Raw genomic sequence first — 21,331 nt, forward strand, 5'->3', positions numbered from 1 at the left:
CTTCTCCGAGGTTTGTCTTTAAACGTCAGATGATATGATGTTATACCCAATACCAAACAGAAGGATGATGATGTGTATGAGCTCCATATCCGCTAGCGCAGGGCAGCAAGCCCGGCATATGACCGTATTTTCCGTCTTGTTCATGATCAGCTCGGTGCATTTGCTGAACGATGCGATCCAATCCGTCGTGCCCGCGATGTTTCCGATTTTACACGAAACGCTGCAATTATCCTTCTCGCAAATCGGCTTGATCGGCTTTGCCTTGAATATCACCGCATCGATCTTGCAGCCGCTGATCGGGCTGTATACCGATGCGAAGCCGAAGCCTTACCTGCTGCCGATCGGCATCTTGTTTACGCTCGCAGGCGTGGTCGGACTGGCGTTCGCGCCTTCGTTCGCCTATATTATGCTCGCCGTCATTCTGATCGGGATCGGCTCCTCCGTGCTTCATCCGGAGTCGTCGCGCGTCGCTTATTTGGCTGCCGGGGATAGACGGGGCCTTGCGCAATCGATCTTTCAGGTCGGCGGCAATATGGGTCAAGCGCTGGCTCCGGTCATGACGGCGCTCATTTTCGTTCCGCTCGGACAAAAGGGAATCATTTGGTTCGCCATTGCGGCGATCGTCGCCTTGATCATTCAAACGAAGGTGGCCCGCTGGTATCAGGCGAATCTCGTCGCCCGTCCGAAAGCGCCCAAGGGAGCGGGAGCGGCTAAAGCCCAGCCGGCGGGAGCGAGAGGGTGGATTGTCGGCGCATCGCTTGGCATATTGCTTATGCTGCTGTTTTCCAAATTCGTTTACGTCGCCAGTATGACGGGCTTTTACTCGTTCTATGCCATCGATAAATTCGGCATTTCGGTCGACCAGGCGCAGCTGATCCTGTTCGCCCTGCTGCTGGCCGGCATGGTCGGCACTTTTCTGGGCGGGCCTATGGCGGACCGTTTCGGCCGCCGTAACATGATCTGGTTCTCGATACTCGGAACGGCGCCGTTCTCCCTGTTGCTTCCTTATGCTAGCAGCATGCTTTGGGCAGTCGTGCTGTGCATCTGCATCGGCTTTATTCTGATGTCCGGCTTCTCGGTCATCGTCGTTTATGCGCAGGAGCTGCTGCCGAATAAGGTCGGAACCGTATCCGGCTTGGTGTTCGGCGTTTCATTCGGGCTCGGGGGCGTCGGATCTGCGGTGCTGGGGAAGGTTGCGGACGTTTCCGGCATTGCTTTTGTCATCGAGATTTGCGCATATTTGCCGCTGCTCGGCGTGCTGGCCGCTTTCCTGCCGACCGACCGGAAGCTGCACGCACTGTCTGCCGTACCTGAGGGGCGGCAAGCCGTTAAAGGGTAAGAAGCGTTCATGTAAGAGGCTGCGCAACCAAAAAGGGGGGACGAGCGTGACGAATGTCATCGAGGTGGATAACGTATCGTGCCGGCGCGACCAGAAGACGCTACTGCACAACGTCAGCTGGAAGGTGGCCAAAGGCGAGCATTGGGCCATTTTGGGACTGAACGGCTCCGGCAAAACGACGCTTCTGAATATGATTAACGGCTACATCTGGCCGACCAAAGGGACGATAAGCGTCTTCGAAAGGCTCTTCGGGACGGTCGATTTGCGCGAGCTGCGCAAGTCGATCGGTTGGGTCAGCTCGTCCTTGCAGGAAAGGCTGTATGCCGGTGACAAAACGCAGTCGGTCGTCCTCAGCGGCAAATTCGCGTCGATCGGACTTTACGACAAGCCGACGAAGGAGGACGAAGACTATGCGGTCGAGCTGATGGAACAGCTGCGCTGCTCGCATCTGATCGACCGGGGGTACCAGTCGTGCTCCCAGGGAGAGAAGCAGAAGCTGCTGATCGCGCGGGCGCTTATGGCTTCCCCGAAGCTGCTCATTCTGGATGAGCCGTGCAACGGGCTCGATTTTATTTCAAGGGAGCAGCTGCTTTCCAGCATCGAGCGGCTCGCGCAAAGGGCGGACGCGCCCAACCTCGTTTACGTCACCCACCACACGGAGGAAATCGTGCCGCTTTTCGGCCACTGCTTGTTGATGCGCCGGGGCGAAGTATTCCGTACGGGACGGACGGCTGACGTGCTGACGGAGGACGTTCTGACCGATTTTTTTGAGACCGGGATCTCCGTCCATTGGCATAACGGGCGCGCCGTGTTGTCGTGGAACGGGCATGGGGAGTGAAGCTGCGGTTCGGCTTATGTGGCCAGGAGCCGCGCCATTTCATCCAAATGCCCGTCCAGCGTAATCGGGTCGTAGAGCCCCCATTTGTGCTCCGTCACATAGGCGTGTCCGCTTCGGACGGCCGGCAGGCTAAGCCAATGCTCGCTGTGCATGATGTCCCGCGAAGCCCGCAAGGCGGGTTCGTCGTTCGTCACGGCGAGAAATACGCGGTCGCCCGCATAATCCTTGAGCGCTTCCGGCGGAATGGCCTTCCACCGGAAGCTTTTTTCGCTGTCGATCAGCGATCTGACGGTATCGGGAGGGGAGAAATGCAGGTCTCCGATCGTCTGGAGCCGCGTAAAGGCATCGACCGTGTAGCTGACCGCAACCGTAGGCGCGATTTTGGTAAGGGCTTCTAGGCTCTTATCCTCCAGGAAATCCGGAACAAGAATCAAGTCCGGGCTGAGGGAAAGCACCTTCTCCGCGTTCGGATTGACGCCTTCTCCGGCGACATCCTCAATGCCTTGAAGCTGCTCCTTCGTAAGAATTTGCCCTGCGGTGGCAAAATTCGTGCCGACCGGCTTCACACCGATCGCCATCGTTTCCGCGGCATAGTAATGGGCGATGATCCGTTTCGGCTGCGCAGGAATGACAACCTCGCTGATGGAGGGAAGGAGGTGTTGGACAAGGGGAAGCCGAGGGAAACGGCCGGATAAATGAAAAAAGCTCGCGGCTGTAAGCTACAGCAGCAAGCTTGGCGGTGCAGGGGCAGGTCTGACCATCCCTAGGAAGCGGACTGGTTTGCCAAGACGATCCGGTTCTTGCCGCTCTGCTTGGCCTTGTATAGAGACTGGTCCGCTTTCGCGTACAGCTGCTCGAAGCTGTACGCCTCCGGCGCCAGCTCTGCGACGCCGATGCTCACGGTAAAGCGGATATCCTCGTTGGCCGCGGTGCGGATCGCAATCGTTTCAACGGCCTCGCGGATGCTTTCCGCAACGTCTTCCGCCTGCGCCGCCGCCGTTTGCGAAAGCGTGAGCGCAAATTCCTCGCCGCCGATTCTTCCGAAAAGAAAGGACGCGCCGATGATGCGGTTGACCGTGTCGACGAAGGCGCGAAGCGCAAGGTCTCCCGTTTGGTGCCCGAACCGGTCGTTGATGCTTTTGAAATCGTCGATATCGGCGACAAGCAAGCTGAGGGCTTGTCCCTCGTCAACTGCCGCGTCTATCATTCGCTCGGTCGCCTCGATAAATCCCGCGCGGTTATAAATGTTCGTCAGCCCGTCGGTCACCGCTCTTCTCCGGAGCTCCCGCTCGGCTTCGACTTTATCCGTTATATCGGTGGCGACCGACATCGATCCCGTAAAGATGTTTTTGCCGCTCATGACCGGACTGATTTTGACGGATAAGTGGAAGCTTTCCGCGCCCGCTGCGAACGACAGCTCGATCTGTTCCTCGCTCCTCCGGCTGTGGGCTTCGATCCACGGCCTGATGCCCGAAGCGAGCTCCTCCAGCTTCTTTCCGTTCGGCTGCTGAACGGGGGAACCGCTTATTTGGGACAGCATTTGCCTTGCTGCAAGATTGGTATCCACGATCCGCGCCTCCGCATCCAGCACGACAATACCTTCCTTCATCACATCAAACAGCTTGTTGCGGGCGATCGGTACGGCTTCGAACAGCTGATACTTCAGCATGCCCCAGACCAGGAACAGGAAGCCGGGGCAATAAGTAACGGCGACGGAAGCGGCGTAGCCCGTTTCCGGAAAGAGGCCCAGATTGCGAAGCAAAGAGACGAAGAAGGGCAGGAAGAGGCCGAGAATCAGCATGAGCAGCTGTTTTCTCTGCGTGCCGTTCGTAAAAATCATCGTACGGACAAACAAAAAGAAGCTGATGACGAACAGAAAAAAGCCATGCAGCAGGAGAGCGCTGTTTAACGTCGTTTTTACGATATGCAAGGTACCCTGTGTATCTATGGAAACCGATTTACGCATCAGATGATGGTAGGAATTCGTGAAAATCAAGAGCAAAGCCGCGGTCGGTACGAGGTGTACGAGGATGAGCAGCTTGCGGGTAATCCGGCTTTCGTTCCGGGAGTAGACGAGCGCAAGCAGCAAAACCATGACGGGCGAATAAAAAAAGCCGATCTGCTGAACGTTGCGCCACCAAAGCTTCGTTTCGAAGAAGATGCTGTTGTATTCGATACTGGAGGCAAACGTAACGAGTCCTGTTAGCGCGCTCAAGATCAAAAAGTAATGCCTGCCCGGCAGCTTCTTGTATCGCCAAGCCATGATCGTTGCCGCGAAAGCGAAAATACCCGATAGCAAATACGCTAGCGTAATCACCGTACCATCTCCCCTGTCTTCCATATTATAGCATGAATGCATCGGCATTTTTTTTAATTTTCGACGGGAATCGGGGAGAATGGATAGAAACCGTTCCGGCCGGCAGCCGGACGGCTTAGCGTTTGCCTGTCTTGCGTGCGGCAATGGCCTCGGTGACGACGAAAGCCAAGTCTTCGTTGCCGAATAGGGACAGCACGGTAAGGACGGTATCGTCCGTAATGTCGCCTGCCTCTTCCTTCGAAACCGTTAGCTCGACTGCTTGCTGCAGAGCGGCGTTCGCTTCTTGCTCCGGATATGCCTGCAAATAGAGCGCAGCCGGATCGAGGCCGTTATTGACGCACCACTGGGCGAAAATAAGAATCATGGTCTGTTCGTCCCGCTCATAGTTTCGTATAATCTCTTCTTCCAGCTCGGTGCGGCGCATTGATAAATCTCCTTCCAGACGGTAAGATGGGTTCATTATAGCGAAAGTTCAGGTGTGTCCACAATGATAAAGAACGAAAAAATCAAAGCGTTCGAGGTACAATTGACAGGCGTGAACGGCGAGGATTTGGGTATCGTCCCGACGTCGGAGGCGCTGGCCATGGCGCGGAAGCTGAAGGTGGATCTGGTATGCACGTCGATGATGAGCAGCCCTCCGCCCTGCAAGCTGATCGGCGCCGGAGCAGCCAAGCAGGAGGCCCAGCAGGCGCGCAAGCAGGAGAGGGCGCCGAAGCTCAAGGAAATCCGCCTTACTCCCCATATCGAGGATCACGATTATGAAACCAAGCGCCAGCAGGCGGAACGTCTGCTGAACGCCGGCGACGCGGTTATGCTTGTCGTCAAGATTCAAGGGAAGGAAGGCGCCAAGGCGAAGGAGCTGCTGGAAGCGCTGGTCAAGGAGCTCAAACCGTCAGGCAAACCGAAGACCGGCATTCAGCTTAGCGGCAAGCAGGCGGCGGTTCAGCTCGATCCGTTGCAATAATCGATAAGGGAGCGATCATCGATGGCCGAATCTATGAAAGAACCGGCGCAGCCTGCCTTCTTCGCGGCGCCTTCCGATTTCGGAGCGTGGCTGGAAGAGCATCACGACAAGTCCAAGGAATTATGGGTCGGCTACTATAAAGTCGGTTCGGGCAAGCCGAGCATGACCTGGCCGGAGTCGGTCGACGAAGCGCTTTGCTGCGGCTGGATCGACGGTCTTCGCAAGGGCATCGACGACATCAGCTACATGATCCGCTTCACGCCGCGCAAGCCGGGAAGCATATGGAGCGATGTCAACGTTGCCCGCGTGACGGAGCTTACGGCGCTAGGCCGTATGCGGCCGGCAGGGCTGAATGCCTTCGAGAAGCGTAAGGCGAATAAGTCCGGCATTTACGCTTACGAGCAGAAGCAAGAAGCGAAATTGAGCGACGCGCAGGAAGCGGAATTTCGCGCCAACAAGCAGGCGTGGGATTTTTTTCAGTCGCAGGCCGCTTCGTACCGCAAAACAGCCATTTGGTTGATCGTCAGCGCGAAGAAAGAAGAGACGAGAAGGAGCCGTCTAGCCGAGCTCATCGAAGATTCGGCGAACGGACGAAAGATTAAGCGGCTGTCGTATTAGGAGGACGTTAAGCTCAAGCGCCGGGGCTCCGTCCAGCCGCATCCGTTTCCGGCAAACAGGCCGAACGGTCTACAGGGTAAGCCGTGTCATGTCATCAAACAAGCAGTCCCATGCAAAGTCTGGAGTATTCCGAACGAATCGGATTCCCGGGCTTTTTGTTTTTTCAAAAAAATGGTTTACAAATCGGGAAACCAGCCATATTATATACATAACAAACATATAAGTATATAAAGTATCTGAAGTGTGGGTTCAAAACGAGAGGAGAGGTTACGATGACAGGAAGAGACTTGAACGGGAACGTTGTGATGATAACGGGGGCTTCCAAAGGTTTGGGGAGGGCGCTCAGCTTCGCATTTGCCAAGCGAGGCGCCAAGCTTGCCATTTCGGCGCGCGGAGAGACGGCGCTCATGCAGGCGAAGGCGGAGCTGGAAGCGTTAGGCGCCGAGGTGCTCGCCGTAGTCGGCGATATGTCCGTGTCCCGCGACGTCGAACGGTTCGTGGCTACGGCGGAAGACGTATACGGTAAAATCGATGTGCTGATCAACAACGCCTCCATACTGGGTCCGAGCCCGATGCCTCTGCTGCTCGATTTCCCGGAGACGGACTTTGCCGAAGTGCTTCGGGTCAATGCCGTAGGGCCCTTCCTCATCACCCGGCGCGTCATCGCGAATATGCTTGGCCGCGGCCGCGGTTCCGTCATTAACGTCACCTCTGCTGCAGGGAGCGTCGGTTATGCGGGATGGGGGGCCTACGGGATTTCAAAGTTCGCTCTGGAAGGATTGACGGAAACGTGGGCCGATGAAGTGCAAGAGACCGGGGTTCGCGTCAACATGGTGGATCCCGGGGAAATGGACACGGATATGCACGCATTGGCCGTTCCGGACTGCGATTATGAACTCGCGAACCCGAACGATGTGACGGACGTGTTCCTGTATCTGGCTTCCGACGATGCAAAGGATGTAAACGGACAGCGTTTGGAGGCGCAGGAATTTGTGCGGCCCGAAGGAGAGGAGAACCATGAACGCTAAAACGGCTGTATTCGAGCTGCCGGAAGAGCTGAACGCCGCGATGCCGCCGGAGCGTAGAGGGATTCGGCGGGATCATGTCAAGATGCTGGTTCTGGATCGGCAAAACGGGCAAGTATCGCATACTCGTTTTTACGAGCTGGATCAATATTTGCGAACAGGGGATCTGCTTGTGTTGAATGCAAGCCGAACGATTCCCGCCGTGCTGCACGGCAAATGGATAAGGAGCGGCGTCGTTCTGGACGACAACGCCGAGATCCGGCTTGCCCGGCGGGTGGACGAACGGAAATGGGAGGCGCTGGCGGTAACGGCAAACGTGATTGCAGGCGATACGTTTGAATTTACCCCGGCTTTGTCCGCAACCGTGACGGATACGTCGCCGAAGCCGTTTGCCGCCATTGTTTTTTCCGTGCAAGGAGCTCTATTGATCGACCGGATTTACGCCCTCGGGGAACCGGTTCGCTACGAATACATCTCCCACCCTTGGGAGCTCGATTACTACCAAACCGTGTATGCCTCCATCCCGGGTTCGGTCGAAATGCCGTCTGCGGGCCGAGCGTTTAGCTGGGAATTGCTTTTTAGACTGCGGCGCCGCGGCATTCGTATCGCTTACGTTCAACTGCATACCGGTCTCAGCTACTTGCTTGAAGATTCCGGGCATAGGAGTCCGAAAGAGAATTTCGAACAATTCGATGTGCCGTCCGAAACGGTGGAAGCCGTTAAGCAAACCAAGCAGGCGGGCGGAAAAGTCGTTGCCGTCGGCACGACAGTCGTTCGCGCGCTGGAATCGGCCGTCGCTCCGGACGGAAACCTTGCCGCCGAATCCGGATGGACCAACTTGATGATCGACCGCTCGATGCCCCTAAGGGTCGTTGACGGGTTGATTACCGGATTTCATGAACCGGAAGCGAGCCACCTGGACTTGCTGTCCGCGTTTATCGATCCGGATCTGCTGGTAGGGGCTTATCAAGAAGCGATTGAGCGCGGCTATCTGTGGCATGAATTTGGCGATATGAACCTGATTGTATAGCGGAGGAGGTGTCGGCGGAGTGATGAAGGGGCATCATTTTTCAATCGAAGTCGGCAATTTGGAAAGATCCGTATCTTTTTATGAGAGAATCATGGGCTTCGTTCCCGAAATGCGGCTGCAATGGGAGGACGAACGGATCGCTTTTCTGACGCTCGGGCATTTCCGATTGGAACTGGTGCAGCCGGAAACGTTCATCTATATGCCTTCCAATACGCATATGGCTTTTGAAGTCGATGATTTGACTCGTCTGTGCGAATGGTTGGTAAGCGAAAGCATTCCGCTCGTCGAGAAGCCCGTGATCCTGGACAACGGCTGGAAAAGCGTCTTTGTGTCGGGTCCCGACGGCGAACTGCTAGAATTCTTGGAAATCCCCCCTCTCAAAATCGTGGAGGATATCACAAGTTAACTGATCTATTGTTAAAAGAATATTTCAGAAAGCCTTATATAATGGGGTTCAGTTACCTATTCCAGTTTTTATCAGAGCAAGGAGTCGAAAACCGATGGCTAGCGATTATTTGCGCTCGGGCGAGCAAACCGGCGGCATTCGGAATCTGATGTTGTTCTATAACGGTCACTACGAGAACGGAGCGGGCGTTTGGAAGAAGGGCAAATTTCTCCCTTACGTCGCTTACTTGAATCCCGAAGGGGAGCCGCTCGAATGGTTGTTTGACGGCGGGCTGTTTTTGGCCAAATGGTCGTTCGCCCGTCACGGCTTTGAGGAGTCCCACGACCCGACCGACATGCGCGACTGGCTCTGGTATTTGGACAAAACGTTCGCGCCCGGCGGCGATTTGGCGGAGCTGAACGCAGCCGTTGCGGAAGCGGGAGAGAAACTGGGTGACGCCGGGTATCGGATGAAGGTCGTGCTGATGATTCCGTATCCGGCGCCGAATCAAGCGTTGTTCGGGGAGCTGGACGGCCGTATGCTTTGCTTCGATCATGCGGCCGCAGGTCCGGAGGAAGCACAGCGGAACAAGCGGCATGCGCTCGATTGGTACGTGGCCGAGCTGGCGAACCGCTGGCGCATGGCGGGTTTCAACCGGCTTCGCCTGAGCGGGCTGTACTGGATGAATGAAGCGGTGCGCCGGGATGTGCCGGGGGAGGAAGAGCTGGTCCGTTACGCGGGAGAGCTCGTTCACAATTTGCAGCTTCGCTACTTCTGGATTCCGTATTTCCGGGCGGAAGCGTTCGAGTCGTGGGCCGGCTACGGGTTCGATGCCGCGGTGCTGCAGCCGAACCACTTTTTCTCGGAAACGACGGACGAAGGGCGCATAGCCGAGTCGGCGCAGCTTGCCAAGCAAGCCGGCATGGGAGTAGAAGTCGAGGTCGATTTCCGCATATGGGAGGCGGGCGGAAAATTTCGCCGCAAGTATCTCGATTATTTGAACGGCGGCTTGAAGCACGGGTTTGACGGCGACGTGTTCCGCGGGTATTACCAGGATGTCGACCTGATGGCGGCTTCCGCCTACAGTAAAGATCCGGCACGCCGGGAAGCGTACGATTGGACATACCGGTTCGTGAAGGGCAAGTTCGAACGGCAGGACGGTTGATGATCCCCCGCACAATTGGCGCTATGCACCGTTTGGGAAGAAAATGCTGAGTTTCAAGTTTTTATTTTCGCCAATTCGGACGTCGGCATTCATATGCCGTTAATAAGGTCGAGGTCCAAAAACCATTCCTCCCCTCATGGGGAGGAATGGTCTTTTTTGTAGCTAAAGAAAGCTTATATCCTTTATGGAACTAAAGCGTAATAGTGTTTCTTCGTGATTGGACGGAACGTCGATCTCTTATTTCTCTTCGCAGTCGATGTTATCGTCGCTTCGCGAAAGCGCGCCAACGCCTCCCGTCACCGGCGGCAGGCCGGGCATTCCCGCTTTTAACGGGCCAAAAACGAACTTGAAACGGCAAATCAATACCCGAATTTATGCCATCTGAGAACTCGATCGGACAATTGAGAACTATTAAAAAAACGATCACGGGTGCTACGATTTTCATACCGCAAAGGGAGATTGGGTGATATTGGATGATAATACAACTTCCTTGAACAATAGATAAAACATCCTAGTGCGGACACTCTCTATAATAGGTATTGTTTCGAAATGCATCGCTGCGGCTTCATAAAAAAGAAATTTTGTCTTTGAGGATTCGACCAAGAGCTTGAGGAGGTGATCCGGCATCGTTTGATGGAAGTCTGACTTGGCGTTTGTTTTCTGATTGACAGCAATACAACTTGGGGAGGGTATTGTCAATGCGCAAGTTGAAAACGTTTGCATCCATCATTTTAGGACTCGTACTTATTTTTATCACCGCGTGCACAGGTTCGGGAACAACGGACACGGGGAAGGAACCGGCGAAAACGGAAACGCCAAAAGCGGAATCGCCAAAACCGTCGGCATCGAATTCGCCGGCCAAAACGGAAGAACCGAAAGTCGATCTGGGCGGCAGAGAAATCCGCATCCTGCTCGACGACGCCGAACAGCGCGCTCTGGGCGCTCCGGTTGCAGGAACGAAATTCGGCGATATGCGGCTAGCCAAGCAAAAAGAAGTCGAGAAAAAATATAACGTAAAAATCGTTTACCAGCCGCTGGGATGGGGGCAAGTCAGCGAGAAGCTGGTTAACGCAGGGCTTTCCGGCGATTCGGTTGCGGACATCGTCGCGTTTGACAAATATTTCGCGATTCCGCTCATCAACCAAGGATTGCTGCGTCCGGTCGACGGTTTGTTCGATTTTAACGATCCGAAATGGCCCAAAGGAATTAAAACGTTCGGCGAATGGAACGGCAAAATGTACGGGTTCATGGATTCGGTCAATGCCGGCGCCGGCATTTATTACAATAAAACATTATTTAAACGCGAAGGCTTGCCTGATCCGCACCAACTGGTCAAAGAAAACAAATGGACTTGGGATGCGTTCCTCGATATTGCCAAGAAAGCGACAAAGGATACAAACGGCGACGGCAATATCGACCAATGGGGTCTCGCCAACCATGCTCCGATCCTTTCTCGTCTGATCATGCATTCGAACAATGGATCGCTGATTACAAAGAAAGACAACAAATGGGTATTCAGCGGCGATGAGCCGAATGCGATCGAAGCCATGCGTTTCTTGAACGATCTGGTCAATACGCACAAAGTCATGATGCCGAACAAAAACGGCAGCTTCGACGATTACAACGATTCGCAAACGGCATTTCATACGGGCAAAGCGGCAATGGTATCCGGAGAACTGTGGGAAGCCGGAGGCCGCGGTAAAATGACGGACGAATTCGGATTCGTCTACTTCCCGAAAGGTCCGAAAGCAACCGAATACGCAAGCTATCTGGTCAACTACACCGAATATTTCATACCGGCCAACGTGAAGCAGCCGGAAGTCGTAGCGAAAATTTGGGATGAACTGACGCTGTGGAGCGAGCTTCGCAACATTCGCAAAGAGTATAACGAAAAATTGATGCAAAGTCCTGAAGACGTCGAGATTGCATTGAAGATAGCCGATTACGCATTCCCTGTTCCATGGGCCGGGGTAGGCAGTATTGAAGGAACCGTGTCCAAAGCCGTCTGGGGCTTCGTGAGAGACGGCGGTGCGCCGGAATCGGAAATGGAAAAAGCCAAACAGCCGATTCAAGCCGATCTGGATAAAGTGTTGAATACAAAAAAATAATTGATTCGGATGGATACCGTTCGTATATCCCCGCCCGCTCATGAAAAAATGGCAGGATGCTTCAAGTTATGCAGTGCGATGCTGCCGATTGAAGGGCGGGGATTCCTTATCGATACGAAAGGGGCCGGGATTGATTATGCAGGAGAGGAGAGCTAGCGGTGCGGATCTTAAAGAGAAAGCTTGTTGCTGCTGTTTCCATCATGGCTATCGTTTCCGTATGGATGATCGGTTCCTTCGTGTCGGCGGACCAGCCGGCGGGAAGCGGGAAGGGAGCGGAACAAGCAAAGTCGTCGGCGAACCAAGCTGAAGATGCTGCGGATGCCCAGTCGTCAACGCTTCGCTATGAACAGTATATTGGCCGATACTCGAAAGCGGCGCATCCCGAGGTTACGCAGCGGATCGAAGCGGAAACGTTTGCGGGAACGGAAGGGATGAAAGCGAGTATTCTGGATGCATTCGAGCATGCAACGAGCCCCGTCGTGCGAACGGAAGAAACGGGCTCCATTTACTGGAATATCGAGGTGCCGGAAGACGGATTGTATCAGTTAGGGATTCGCTATTTTCCTGTGGAAGGGAACAGCTCCCCGATTGAAAGGGAACTCCGGATTGACGGTGCCGCTCCGTTCGACGAGGCAAACAGGCTCGTATTTTCTCGGGTATGGCGCAATGAACTGTCGGAAGTGCAGCGTGACCTTAACGGCAATGACTTGAGGCCGAGGCAAATCGAAAGTCCCGCGTGGCAGGAAAAAAGCTTTAGCGATGCGGAAAGCAACTACCAGGAGCCGTTCTCCTTTTATTTGACGAAAGGCAAGCATCGCATCGAATTGGGTTCGCTTCGTGAGCCGATGGTCATCGATTATTTGCAATTGTTTCATGAAAAAGCGCCGATTCCCTATAAAGAGTTGGCCGGTGACTATCGTACCCAAGGTTACCGGGAAACGAAGGATATTCTGATAAAGATTCAAGGCGAAGATGCCGTCACCAAATCCAATCCTTCCCTTTATCCGATCAACGATCGAACAAGTCCAGGTACGGTCCCCTACCACGTATCCAAAATTCGGATGAATTCGATCGGCGGGGTCAATTGGAAAGTACCGGGCCAGTGGATTTCCTGGGAAGCCGACGTCCCCGAAGACGGCTTGTATCAGATCGGTTTCCGCTACAAGCAGAATTTGTCCCGCGGCGTCAATGTTGTGCGCAAGCTGTATATCGACGACCGGATTCCGTTCAAGGAAGCGGAACAAGTATCCTTCCAACACGGCGGCGCCTGGCAAATTGGCGTTACCGGACAAGAGGATCGGCCGTATTTGTTCTATCTCACCAAGGGCAAGCATCGGATCAAGCTTGAGGTGACGATGGGGGACTTATCGGAAGTCATTCAATCCGTACGGAAGAGCATTCTGGAGCTGAATGCCCTGTACAGGAGAATCATCATGATCACCGGAACGCAGCCGGATACCTTCCGCGATTATCAGCTGGAGAAGCTCATTCCGGGATTGGCGGACATGTTCCTCGGACAAAGCAAATCACTCCATGACGCAGCCGACCAGATGGACCGATTGATCGGAAGATCGAGCGAAAGCGCAACGATTCTGCGAACGACGTCGTTCCAACTGGACGATCTTGGCAACCATCCGGAAACGCTCACGAGCCGATTGAAAAAATTCAAGGACAACGTATCCTCGCTCGGGACATGGCTGTTAAGCGTCAATCAACAGCCGCTTGAGCTCGATTATTTGTTTCTCAAATCGCCGAGTGTCGATACGCCTCCGGCGACGACCGGCTTTATCAGCCGCATGAAGCACGATGTGCTTTCCTTCTGGTATTCGTTCTCCGAGAACTATAACAATGTCGGAAGCGGCATCAAGGGCGATGCGGTGACCGTGTGGGTAAACGGCGGCCGGGATCAGGCGCAGCTGCTGCGGTCGATGATCGACAATTCGTTTACACCGAAGACCGGAATTACGGTTGATTTGCAGCTGGTCGACAGCAAAGTGCTGCTGCCGTCGACATTGGCCGGCAAAGGCCCCGATGTGGCGCTAACGACCACTGACGTCGTCAACTTCGCGATGCGGAACGCTCTGGAGGATTTATCGACTTACCCGGGCTTCGATAAGGTAAAGCAGCGGTTTATGGATAGCGCATTTGCCGGATTCACGTATCAGAACGGAATTTTTGCGATTCCGGAAAAGCAGACTTTCCCGATGCTGTTCTACCGTAAGGATATCCTTGACGAACTTAAGCAAAAGGTTCCCGATACGTGGAAGGATTTGTACCACGTCATTCCCGAGCTGCAAAAGCATCATATGCAAATCGGGATGACGCCGACGCCCGTATTTGAAATGCTTCTCTACCAAAACGGCGGCCAGTACTACAAGGATGGCGGGAAATCGACCGATCTGGGCTCTACGGTCGGGATTACGGCGTTCAAGAAGTGGACGGAGCTGTACAACAACTATAGCCTCCCGCAGGAATTCGAATTTGCCAACCGCTTCCGAACAGGCGAAATGCCGCTCGGGATTGCGGACTATACGACTTACAATACGCTGACGGTCTTCGCGCCGGAAATTCGCGGGCAGTGGGGCTTTGCTCCCGTTCCCGGCGTGCTTGGCGAAGACGGCAAGGTTCATCGCGAAGCGCTGTCGATAAGCGCCGGAACGGTCATGTTCAAAAGCGCCAAAAACAAGGATGCGGCATGGAAGTTTATCAACTGGTGGACCGATACGGAAGCCCAGGCGACATTCGGCCGCGAATTGGAGGCGCTGCTCGGGGAATCCGGCCGGTATGCGGCGGCGAATAAAGAAGCGATGAAGCAGCTGCCATGGTCCGCCAGGGAGTACAACAATCTGTTGTCGCAGTGGCAATGGGTGCGCGGGACGCCTGAAGTTCCGGGCGGTTATTCGTTAACGAGGCATTTGCAGAACGCATTTTATGCGGTCGTTCAAAATAAAACCGACGCGAGGGAAACGCTTCTCGATTACGTGCGCACCATTAATGAGGAAATTACGATTAAACGCAAAGAGTTCAAGTTACCGACAGAGTAGAAGGGAGGGCGACGCATGATTCCATTAAGCCGGAAAACGGGTGAACTTGTACAGGACCGGAAAAAACCGTCGGTGCTTGCAAGGAAGGTAAGCGAGATGAAACAAAGCCGTACCTTGTATTTAATGATTGCGCCATATTTTTTGATCTTCTTCGTCTTTACGGTTTTTCCCGTTTTCCTGTCGCTCTTGGTCAGCTTTACGAATTTCAACATGCTCGAGTTCCCCGATTGGGTTGGCTGGCAAAACTACGCCCGATTGTTCGTCCGGGACGATATCTTTCTGCTCGCTGTGAAAAATACGATTTTTTTTGCTGCCATTACGGGACCGGTCAGCTATATTTCTTGTTTTTTGCTTGCTTGGGTTATCAATGAGCTGTCGCCCAAAGTTAGGGCGGTGGCGACACTTGTCTTGTATGCGCCGGTATTGTCAGGCAATGCCTACATCGTATGGACATTATTGTTCAGCGGGGATTCTTACGGCTATATCAATTCCTTCCTGATGAAATATCGCATCATCACGGATCCGATCTTATGGCTGAAAGATCCGGAATATATCATGACGATCATTATTATCGTACAGCTCTGGCTCAGTCTCGGCACCAGCTTCCTCGCCTTTATCGCGGGATTGCAAGGTCTGGACAAGACATTGTTCGAAGCGGGGGCGATTGACGGCATTCGTAACCGGTGGCAGGAGTTGTGGTTCATTACGCTCCCTTCGATGCGGCCCGCGCTTATGTTCGGCGCCGTGATCCAGATCACCTCGTCGTTTGCCGTCGCCGAGGTCGCGACAACGCTTGCCGGGTTCCCGAGCGTGCAGTATGCGGGCCATACGATCGTGACGCACTTGATGGACTATGGCAATATCCGATTCGAGATGGGATACGCCTCTTCGATCGCAACCGTATTGTTCGGCATCATGCTCGGCTCCAATTTGCTAGTGCAGAAGCTGTTGAAGAAGGTCGGTGAATGAGATGAATGTCGCAGTCAAGCTTCTGCGAGGGAAGAAAGTGAACCGGTCGCGCGTAGGGGATTTCCTGCTTTTTTTGTTCATTGCGGCGATCGGTTACTTCATGGCGCTGCCCCTTGTGTTCGTAATCAGCAATGCCTTTAAACCGATCAACGAAATCTTGCAGTTCCCGCCGAAATTTCTGGTTCGCAACCCGACTTTGAACAACTTTACCGATCTATATTATTTGATGTCAGGCACATGGGTACCGTTTACGAGATACATGTTCAACACGTTTTTCATTGCATTCGTCGGGACGGCAGGCCATGTCGTTATCGCATCGCTCGCCGCTTACCCGCTGGCCAAACGGAAATTTCCGGGCAAGTCGGTATTGTTCACCATCGTCGTCCTGTCGCTGATGTTCTCCGGTACCGTAACCCAAGTGACGAACTATATGACGATGTCTTGGCTCGGCATGATCGATACGTATTGGGCGGTCATCATTCCGGCGATCGGCTCGTCGCTCGGCCTTTACTTGATGAAGCAGTTTATGGAGCAAATTCCGGATGCGCTGCTGGAAGCGGCCCAAATCGACGGCTGCAGCGAGTTTCGGATTTTCTGGAGCATCGTCATGCCGACGGTTAAACCGGCGTGGCTGACGCTGATCATTTTCTCGTTCCAAGGCTTGTGGGGAGCCGGAGGCGCCGCCGGATCCATGTATATTTACAGCGAGCAATTAAAAACGATCGATTACGCGCTCGGTCAAATTCTTGCCGGGGGCATTATCCGTACGGGTCCTTCCATGGCGGCAACGCTGCTCATGATCTGCGTTCCGATCATCATCTTCGTGATCACGCAAAGCAACGTCATCCAGACGATGTCGACCTCGGGCATGAAGGAATAAGAGAAAGGAGAAGCCTATAGTGAAGCGAATGCGCAAGATTGTGACGCTTTTCCTGTTCTTGTTTGCAGCGTTTGGGGCCGTGCCTACGACATTCGCCGCTCCGTATGACGGATACAACTATGGAGAATATGGCGAGCCCGAAGCGGCGCCGGCCCCTTATTTGCCGGTCAGGCAAATAACCGGCACCGGCTTGAATATCGGCTCCTTCAAAACGCCGGAAGATTTCCATATTTCGAAAGACGGCCATATCTTCCTTCTCGATTCAGGGAATGGGCGCATTGTCGTGACGGATAAAAATTGGAACGTGCTGCATGTGATCGATCGTTTCCAGAATGGGGACAAAAACGATACGTTCAAGGATCCGCAAGGCATCTTCGTCAGCGACCGCAATCGCCTGTTCGTTGCCGACACCGGCCATAACCGGATCGTGGAGCTGGAGACGGACGGCCGGTTCATTCGGGAAATCGGGCCGCCGAAAGCGGATATTCTGCGCGACAATTTCAAGTATGTACCGACCAAGCTGGTTGTGGATACGGCAGGACGCTTCTATATCGTCAGCAAGGGGGTATTCGACGGCATTATCGAGCTCGATGCAGACGGCAAGTTTACCGGATTCATCGGCGTGAATCCTGTCAGAGTCGATCCCGTCGAATTGTTCTGGAAGCAGATCTCCACCAAAGCGCAGCGGGATGCGATGGCCTTGTTTATCCCGGTGGAGTTCAACAATATCGATATCGATGGCGAAGATTTTCTGTATGTTACGACGAGCGACGGCAGCTCGTATGAACCGGTTCGGCGTTTAAATCCTTCGGGAGCCGATGTGCTGAGGCGAGAATTTTGGTTTCCGCCAAGAGGCGACATCAAATTTACTTTCAGAGGAACGCGACAAGGACCTTCCACGATCGTCAGCGTAGCCTCGGATACGAATGGCATGTACAGCATCTTGGACAGCAAGCGGGGGCGTATTTTCAGTTACGATAAAGACGGTAAGCTGCTATATCAATTCGGGGCGCTCGGCGAGCAATTCGGCCAGTTCAAAACCCCCGTTGAAGTCGGTATTTTGGGCGATGACCTCGTTGTGCTGGACCGGGGCTTGAATCATCTGACCGTATTCGAGCCGACAAGATATGGGAAAACCATACGGGATGCCGTAATCGAGAACGATCTCGGCAATGACGACAAATCCGTCGTCTTGTGGCAGAAGGCCCTAAAGTTAAACAGAAATCTGGAGATGGCTTACCTCGGTATCGGCAAAGCGGAGCTTGTTCAGAACAACAACTACTCGGCGATGGAAAACTTCAAACTGGGGGTGCATCCGGAATATTATTCCCGTGCATTCGACCGGTACCGGAAGGAATGGCTGTGGGATCATTTTCCTGCCCTTGCAACGGCCGGCATCGTCGGGATCGCTATGCTGATAACAGCCTTCAAAGTCATCCGGGTTAGCGACAGGGAACCAGGGGCAGTCCGCTCGGCATGGCATACCGTTTTCAGACCGTTTAACGGATTCTGGGATATGAAATATGAGCAAAAAGGGAGAGTTTGGTTAACGCTTCTGATCTTGCTGCTGCTCACCGTCATGTATATTTTGAAACGGCAGTACTCGGGATTCATCATAAATCCCGTGAACGATGTTGTCGTCAACAGCCTGGATGAACTTAAATTTATCGTCATTCCGTTTTTCCTCTGGTGCGTGTCCAACTGGGCGATTACGACGCTTATGGACGGCGAAGGGAAGTTCAAGGAAATCGTCATGGCGACGGGGATCGCATTGATTCCGCTGTTGCTTGTTCAAGGACCGCTCCTTCTCTTTTCCAGAGTGCTTACCTTAAAGGAAATATCCTTCTACGGCTTGATCGAAACATTCGGCTTTATGTGGTTTATCTGGCTGTTGTTTATCGGAATGCTGACCGTGCATCAATACAACATACCGAAAACGATTCTAACCATCCTGCTGACGTTGCTCGTCATGGGGATTATCATCTTCCTGGGCATGTTGGTCGTCAGCTTATTGCAGCAAATCGTATCGTTCGGAACAACGATCTATCAAGAGATCATGTTCCGGATCGGGGAGGGATGAACCGATGACAGTACACCGTAAGCGCATCGTTGCGGTATTATCCTTGCTGGTTGTTCTTGTTGCGGCCATATTCGGAGGTACCGTCCTGTCTTCGAAGCCGACTCGTTCCGGAAGTCTGCCTGAAACCTACGAATCTCGTGCCGAACGGAAAACCGCGTCCAATGACAAGAAGGTGTCGGTCGCATCGGTCGAGGTACAGACGCCCGAAGGCATGGAGCCAGTTCTGGAGAACGAGACGCTTCGCTTGTATATCAACCGAACGACAACCGAGGTTGCCGTATCGGACAAACGAAGCGGACAATTATGGAGATCCAATCCCGCTGACCGGGAGAAGGATCGACTTGCCACACCGGAAATCAAATCGATTCTTTCTTCTCAATTGTTGTTGACGTATTTTGTGCAAAACAATCAGACGAAAACCTACAACAGCTATTCGGACAGCGTGCAGTATAAACAGTTCAACATTGAGAAAACAGACAAGAGCGTTACGGTTACCTATCAATTTGGGAGTCCGGAGAAAGGCATCGAATCGATTCCGCTAAAAATAAAAAAAGCAAGATATGACGAAAAGTTGAAAAACCGTCTCGACGACCCGAACGATAAAGAGGAACTGGACAGCCGGTTTAAGTTTAATGAAGAAGCGCAAGTATACGAGCGGCGGGAAGTTCCGAAGGCGGCTGTCAAGCGGCTGATCGCGCTGTTAGAGAAAGCGGGTTACGCCGAAGAAGATTTGGCGCAGGACAATCAGGAGAATGGGGTCGAAAGTACGGGCGAAGGCGGAGGAAGCGCCAAATTTACGGTGCCCCTGCAGTATTCGCTTGATGGAGACAGCTTGATCACTTCGGTCGATACAACCAAAATCGAGGAAAACAAATCCAATGCCCTTCAATCGATCAAGTTGCTTGGCAGCTTCGGAGCGACCGGATTGAACGATAAAGGCTATATGCTTGCTCCCGACGGATCCGGAGCGTTGATTTATTTGAACAACGGCAAGCTGCTGTCTCAACCGCTGATCATTCCGATTTATGGCGACGACGATTCGATAACGAGAGAGGAAAAGGCTTTTACCGTCGAAACGAACCGGATGCCGGTGTTCGGCATGAAACGTGGCGACGCCGCATTTTTCGCCGTCATCGAGGATGGCGAAGCTCTCGCGAAAGTAAATGCGGACATTAGCGGCAGGTATCATGATTATAATACGATCGGAAGCGAGTTTACGGTTCGAGCTAAAGACATTGTGAATTTGAACGAATCCGAGCAGTTGGTCAAGACGCCAAAAGAAATGTACCCGGGAAAGCTGCAAATAAGGTATGGGTTCATGGACGGCGATCAGGCGACTTATTCGGGAATGGCCGCTTATTATCAGAATTATTTGGAACAGAAGATTGGACTCAAGAAGCAGCAATTCCAAGGCGATACGCCGTTTTATATGGAATTGTTAGGCAGCATGTCCAAGCCGGACAGCTTTCTCGGGATTCCTTACGATTCGCAGGAGACGTTAACCGATTTCGCGCAGGCGAATCAGATCCTTGACGAATTGAACGGGCAAAATATCCGCAATATTCGAGTTAGCTACAACGGTTGGTTTAACGGCGGACTGGATCATCGCATTCCGACCGGCGTGAAGCTTGAAAGCGCGCTGGGTACCCGGAAAGAATGGGAAGCGCTGGGAGCCAGGCTTGCGCAAAACGGGGGAGGCTTGTACCCGGGCGTATCCTTAGTCAAGGTGCATCGCAAATCCGGCTTTAATCCCGCCCGGGATGCTGCGCAATTTTTGTCACGGAAAATTACGAAGATTTTCGACTATAATTTGGCGACCTATCGGAAGGATTCCTACGAATTCTCCCATTACAATTTGTCGCCGAATAAGCTTGACGGGGTCGTAAGCGATTTCCTTGAGGATTATAAGGACTACAATCCGGGCGCGATTTCTTTGATTGATCTCGGGGCGAATATCCATTCGGACTTCTCGGCTGGGGAAACGGTCGACAGACAGCATTCGTCCAAAATCAATGCCGCGGAGGCCGAACGCATTCATAAGGAGATTTCCGACATCATGGCAAGCGGAGGCAATGCGTCTGTGCTGCCGTATACCAGTCATCTAGTGAATGTGCCGCTTGACAGCAACCGGTATCAATTGGCTGATGAATCGGTTCCGTTCATGGAAATGGTCCTGCATGGATATGTGGAATATGCCGGCAAGCCGTTTAATTACGCCGACGATCAAGATGTCCGAAAGCTTGTGCTGAAATCGCTGGAGACGGGAGCAAACGTGTACTACAAGTGGATGTATAAGGACCCTGCTTCGATTAAGCCGAATGTATACAAGGAACTGTACGCGACTTATTACAAAGACTGGTTTGATGAGGCCTCGCAAGCTTACCGGGAGGTAAACGAGGTGCTGAAGCAAGTTCGCGGGCAGCGTATCGTTTCTCATGAGAAGCTGAAGGACAACGTCTACAAGACAACCTATGAAAACAGTCTGGAAGTCATTGTGAATTATAACCGGGAACCGGTTGTGATCGACGGCGTAACCATTAAAGCCGAGCATTATCATGTGAAGGGGTGA

At 53.2% G+C, this 21,331-nt stretch carries 17 protein-coding genes; 14 read left to right on the top strand and 3 right to left on the bottom strand.

Features of this window, described 5'->3' with window-relative positions; translation table 11 throughout:
* Nucleotides 1-76 precede the first annotated feature (76 nt).
* Both ACKGJP_RS04625 and ACKGJP_RS04630 read left to right on the top strand, forming a co-directional pair.
* A complete protein-coding gene (locus ACKGJP_RS04625; protein WP_409344514.1) occupies nucleotides 77-1,339 on the top strand; it encodes an MFS transporter in 1,263 nt (420 codons plus the stop codon).
* Between the two features lie 46 nt (nucleotides 1,340-1,385).
* Entirely contained in the window at nucleotides 1,386-2,177 is a 792-nt protein-coding gene (locus ACKGJP_RS04630) for an ABC transporter ATP-binding protein (RefSeq protein ID WP_409344515.1), read from the top strand.
* Between the two features lie 14 nt (nucleotides 2,178-2,191).
* On the opposite strand, the gene ACKGJP_RS04635 is transcribed toward ACKGJP_RS04630, so the two are convergent.
* From ACKGJP_RS04635 to ACKGJP_RS04645, 3 genes are all read right to left on the bottom strand, one after another.
* Nucleotides 2,192-2,755 (bottom strand): hypothetical protein, encoded by a 564-nt coding sequence (locus tag ACKGJP_RS04635; RefSeq protein WP_409344516.1) that lies wholly within the window; start codon nucleotides 2,753-2,755, stop codon nucleotides 2,192-2,194.
* 185 nt (nucleotides 2,756-2,940) lie between these two features.
* The gene (locus tag ACKGJP_RS04640; RefSeq protein WP_409344517.1) at nucleotides 2,941-4,494 is read right to left on the bottom strand and encodes a diguanylate cyclase; all 1,554 of its coding nucleotides are present in this window, start codon (nucleotides 4,492-4,494) and stop codon (nucleotides 2,941-2,943) included.
* A 115-nt stretch (nucleotides 4,495-4,609) separates the two neighbouring features.
* Complete coding sequence (locus tag ACKGJP_RS04645; protein ID WP_409344518.1) at nucleotides 4,610-4,918, bottom strand: hypothetical protein; 309 nt, start codon at nucleotides 4,916-4,918, stop codon at nucleotides 4,610-4,612.
* 63 nt (nucleotides 4,919-4,981) lie between these two features.
* Between ACKGJP_RS04645 and infC the strand changes: the two genes are divergently transcribed.
* The 12 genes from infC (at nucleotide 4,982) to ACKGJP_RS04705 (ending at nucleotide 21,331) form a co-directional block, all read left to right on the top strand.
* Nucleotides 4,982-5,458, top strand: a complete 477-nt coding sequence (gene infC / locus ACKGJP_RS04650) for a translation initiation factor IF-3 (protein ID WP_409344519.1) — start codon at nucleotides 4,982-4,984, stop codon at nucleotides 5,456-5,458.
* A gap of 21 nt (nucleotides 5,459-5,479) precedes the next feature.
* Nucleotides 5,480-6,076, top strand: coding sequence for a YdeI/OmpD-associated family protein (locus ACKGJP_RS04655; protein WP_409344520.1), 597 nt, complete (start codon nucleotides 5,480-5,482; stop codon nucleotides 6,074-6,076).
* A 272-nt stretch (nucleotides 6,077-6,348) separates the two neighbouring features.
* Nucleotides 6,349-7,104: an SDR family NAD(P)-dependent oxidoreductase gene (locus tag ACKGJP_RS04660; protein ID WP_409344521.1), complete on the top strand. Its 756-nt coding sequence runs from the start codon at nucleotides 6,349-6,351 to the stop codon at nucleotides 7,102-7,104.
* Complete coding sequence (locus tag ACKGJP_RS04665; protein ID WP_409344522.1) at nucleotides 7,094-8,131, top strand: S-adenosylmethionine:tRNA ribosyltransferase-isomerase; 1,038 nt, start codon at nucleotides 7,094-7,096, stop codon at nucleotides 8,129-8,131. The genes ACKGJP_RS04660 and ACKGJP_RS04665 overlap by 11 nt, the downstream gene beginning before the upstream one ends.
* Nucleotides 8,132-8,153: 22 nt before the next feature.
* Nucleotides 8,154-8,537 carry a VOC family protein gene (locus ACKGJP_RS04670; protein WP_409347075.1) on the top strand — a complete coding sequence of 128 codons (384 nt, stop codon included), beginning with the start codon at nucleotides 8,154-8,156 and terminating at the stop codon, nucleotides 8,535-8,537.
* Nucleotides 8,538-8,631: 94 nt separating this feature from the next.
* Complete coding sequence (locus ACKGJP_RS04675) at nucleotides 8,632-9,681, top strand: DUF4855 domain-containing protein (protein ID WP_409344523.1); 1,050 nt, start codon at nucleotides 8,632-8,634, stop codon at nucleotides 9,679-9,681.
* A 698-nt stretch (nucleotides 9,682-10,379) separates the two neighbouring features.
* Entirely contained in the window at nucleotides 10,380-11,789 is a 1,410-nt protein-coding gene (locus tag ACKGJP_RS04680) for an ABC transporter substrate-binding protein (RefSeq protein ID WP_409344524.1), read from the top strand.
* A 158-nt stretch (nucleotides 11,790-11,947) separates the two neighbouring features.
* A complete protein-coding gene (locus ACKGJP_RS04685) occupies nucleotides 11,948-14,833 on the top strand; it encodes an extracellular solute-binding protein (protein ID WP_409344525.1) in 2,886 nt (961 codons plus the stop codon).
* 15 nt (nucleotides 14,834-14,848) lie between these two features.
* Nucleotides 14,849-15,802 (top strand): carbohydrate ABC transporter permease, encoded by a 954-nt coding sequence (locus ACKGJP_RS04690; protein WP_409344526.1) that lies wholly within the window; start codon nucleotides 14,849-14,851, stop codon nucleotides 15,800-15,802.
* A gap of 1 nt (nucleotide 15,803) precedes the next feature.
* Nucleotides 15,804-16,682 carry a carbohydrate ABC transporter permease gene (locus tag ACKGJP_RS04695; protein ID WP_409344527.1) on the top strand — a complete coding sequence of 293 codons (879 nt, stop codon included), beginning with the start codon at nucleotides 15,804-15,806 and terminating at the stop codon, nucleotides 16,680-16,682.
* A gap of 28 nt (nucleotides 16,683-16,710) precedes the next feature.
* A complete protein-coding gene (locus ACKGJP_RS04700; RefSeq protein ID WP_409347076.1) occupies nucleotides 16,711-18,762 on the top strand; it encodes a YIP1 family protein in 2,052 nt (683 codons plus the stop codon).
* Between the two features lie 4 nt (nucleotides 18,763-18,766).
* A complete protein-coding gene (locus tag ACKGJP_RS04705) occupies nucleotides 18,767-21,331 on the top strand; it encodes a DUF5696 domain-containing protein (RefSeq protein WP_409344528.1) in 2,565 nt (854 codons plus the stop codon).

The sequence above is a fragment of the Paenibacillus litoralis genome (genome assembly GCF_046244365.1).
Classification (GTDB): Bacteria; Bacillota; Bacilli; order Paenibacillales; family NBRC-103111; genus Paenibacillus_V.

Bases quoted from the DNA above. Each gene is read 5' to 3' on its own strand.
- ACKGJP_RS04625 (WP_409344514.1), top strand. From the start codon at position 77: ATGAGCTCCATATCCGCTAGCGCAGGGCAGCAAGCCCGGCATATGACC.
- ACKGJP_RS04635 (WP_409344516.1), bottom strand. From the start codon at position 2,755: ATGGCGATCGGTGTGAAGCCGGTCGGCACGAATTTTGCCACCGCAGGG.
- ACKGJP_RS04645 (WP_409344518.1), bottom strand. From the start codon at position 4,918: ATGCGCCGCACCGAGCTGGAAGAAGAGATTATACGAAACTATGAGCGG.
- infC (WP_409344519.1), top strand. From the start codon at position 4,982: ATGATAAAGAACGAAAAAATCAAAGCGTTCGAGGTACAATTGACAGGC.
- ACKGJP_RS04655 (WP_409344520.1), top strand. From the start codon at position 5,480: ATGGCCGAATCTATGAAAGAACCGGCGCAGCCTGCCTTCTTCGCGGCG.
- ACKGJP_RS04660 (WP_409344521.1), top strand. From the start codon at position 6,349: ATGACAGGAAGAGACTTGAACGGGAACGTTGTGATGATAACGGGGGCT.
- ACKGJP_RS04665 (WP_409344522.1), top strand. From the start codon at position 7,094: ATGAACGCTAAAACGGCTGTATTCGAGCTGCCGGAAGAGCTGAACGCC.
- ACKGJP_RS04670 (WP_409347075.1), top strand. From the start codon at position 8,154: ATGAAGGGGCATCATTTTTCAATCGAAGTCGGCAATTTGGAAAGATCC.
- ACKGJP_RS04675 (WP_409344523.1), top strand. From the start codon at position 8,632: ATGGCTAGCGATTATTTGCGCTCGGGCGAGCAAACCGGCGGCATTCGG.
- ACKGJP_RS04680 (WP_409344524.1), top strand. From the start codon at position 10,380: ATGCGCAAGTTGAAAACGTTTGCATCCATCATTTTAGGACTCGTACTT.
- ACKGJP_RS04690 (WP_409344526.1), top strand. From the start codon at position 14,849: ATGATTCCATTAAGCCGGAAAACGGGTGAACTTGTACAGGACCGGAAA.
- ACKGJP_RS04695 (WP_409344527.1), top strand. From the start codon at position 15,804: ATGAATGTCGCAGTCAAGCTTCTGCGAGGGAAGAAAGTGAACCGGTCG.
- ACKGJP_RS04700 (WP_409347076.1), top strand. From the start codon at position 16,711: ATGCGCAAGATTGTGACGCTTTTCCTGTTCTTGTTTGCAGCGTTTGGG.
- ACKGJP_RS04705 (WP_409344528.1), top strand. From the start codon at position 18,767: ATGACAGTACACCGTAAGCGCATCGTTGCGGTATTATCCTTGCTGGTT.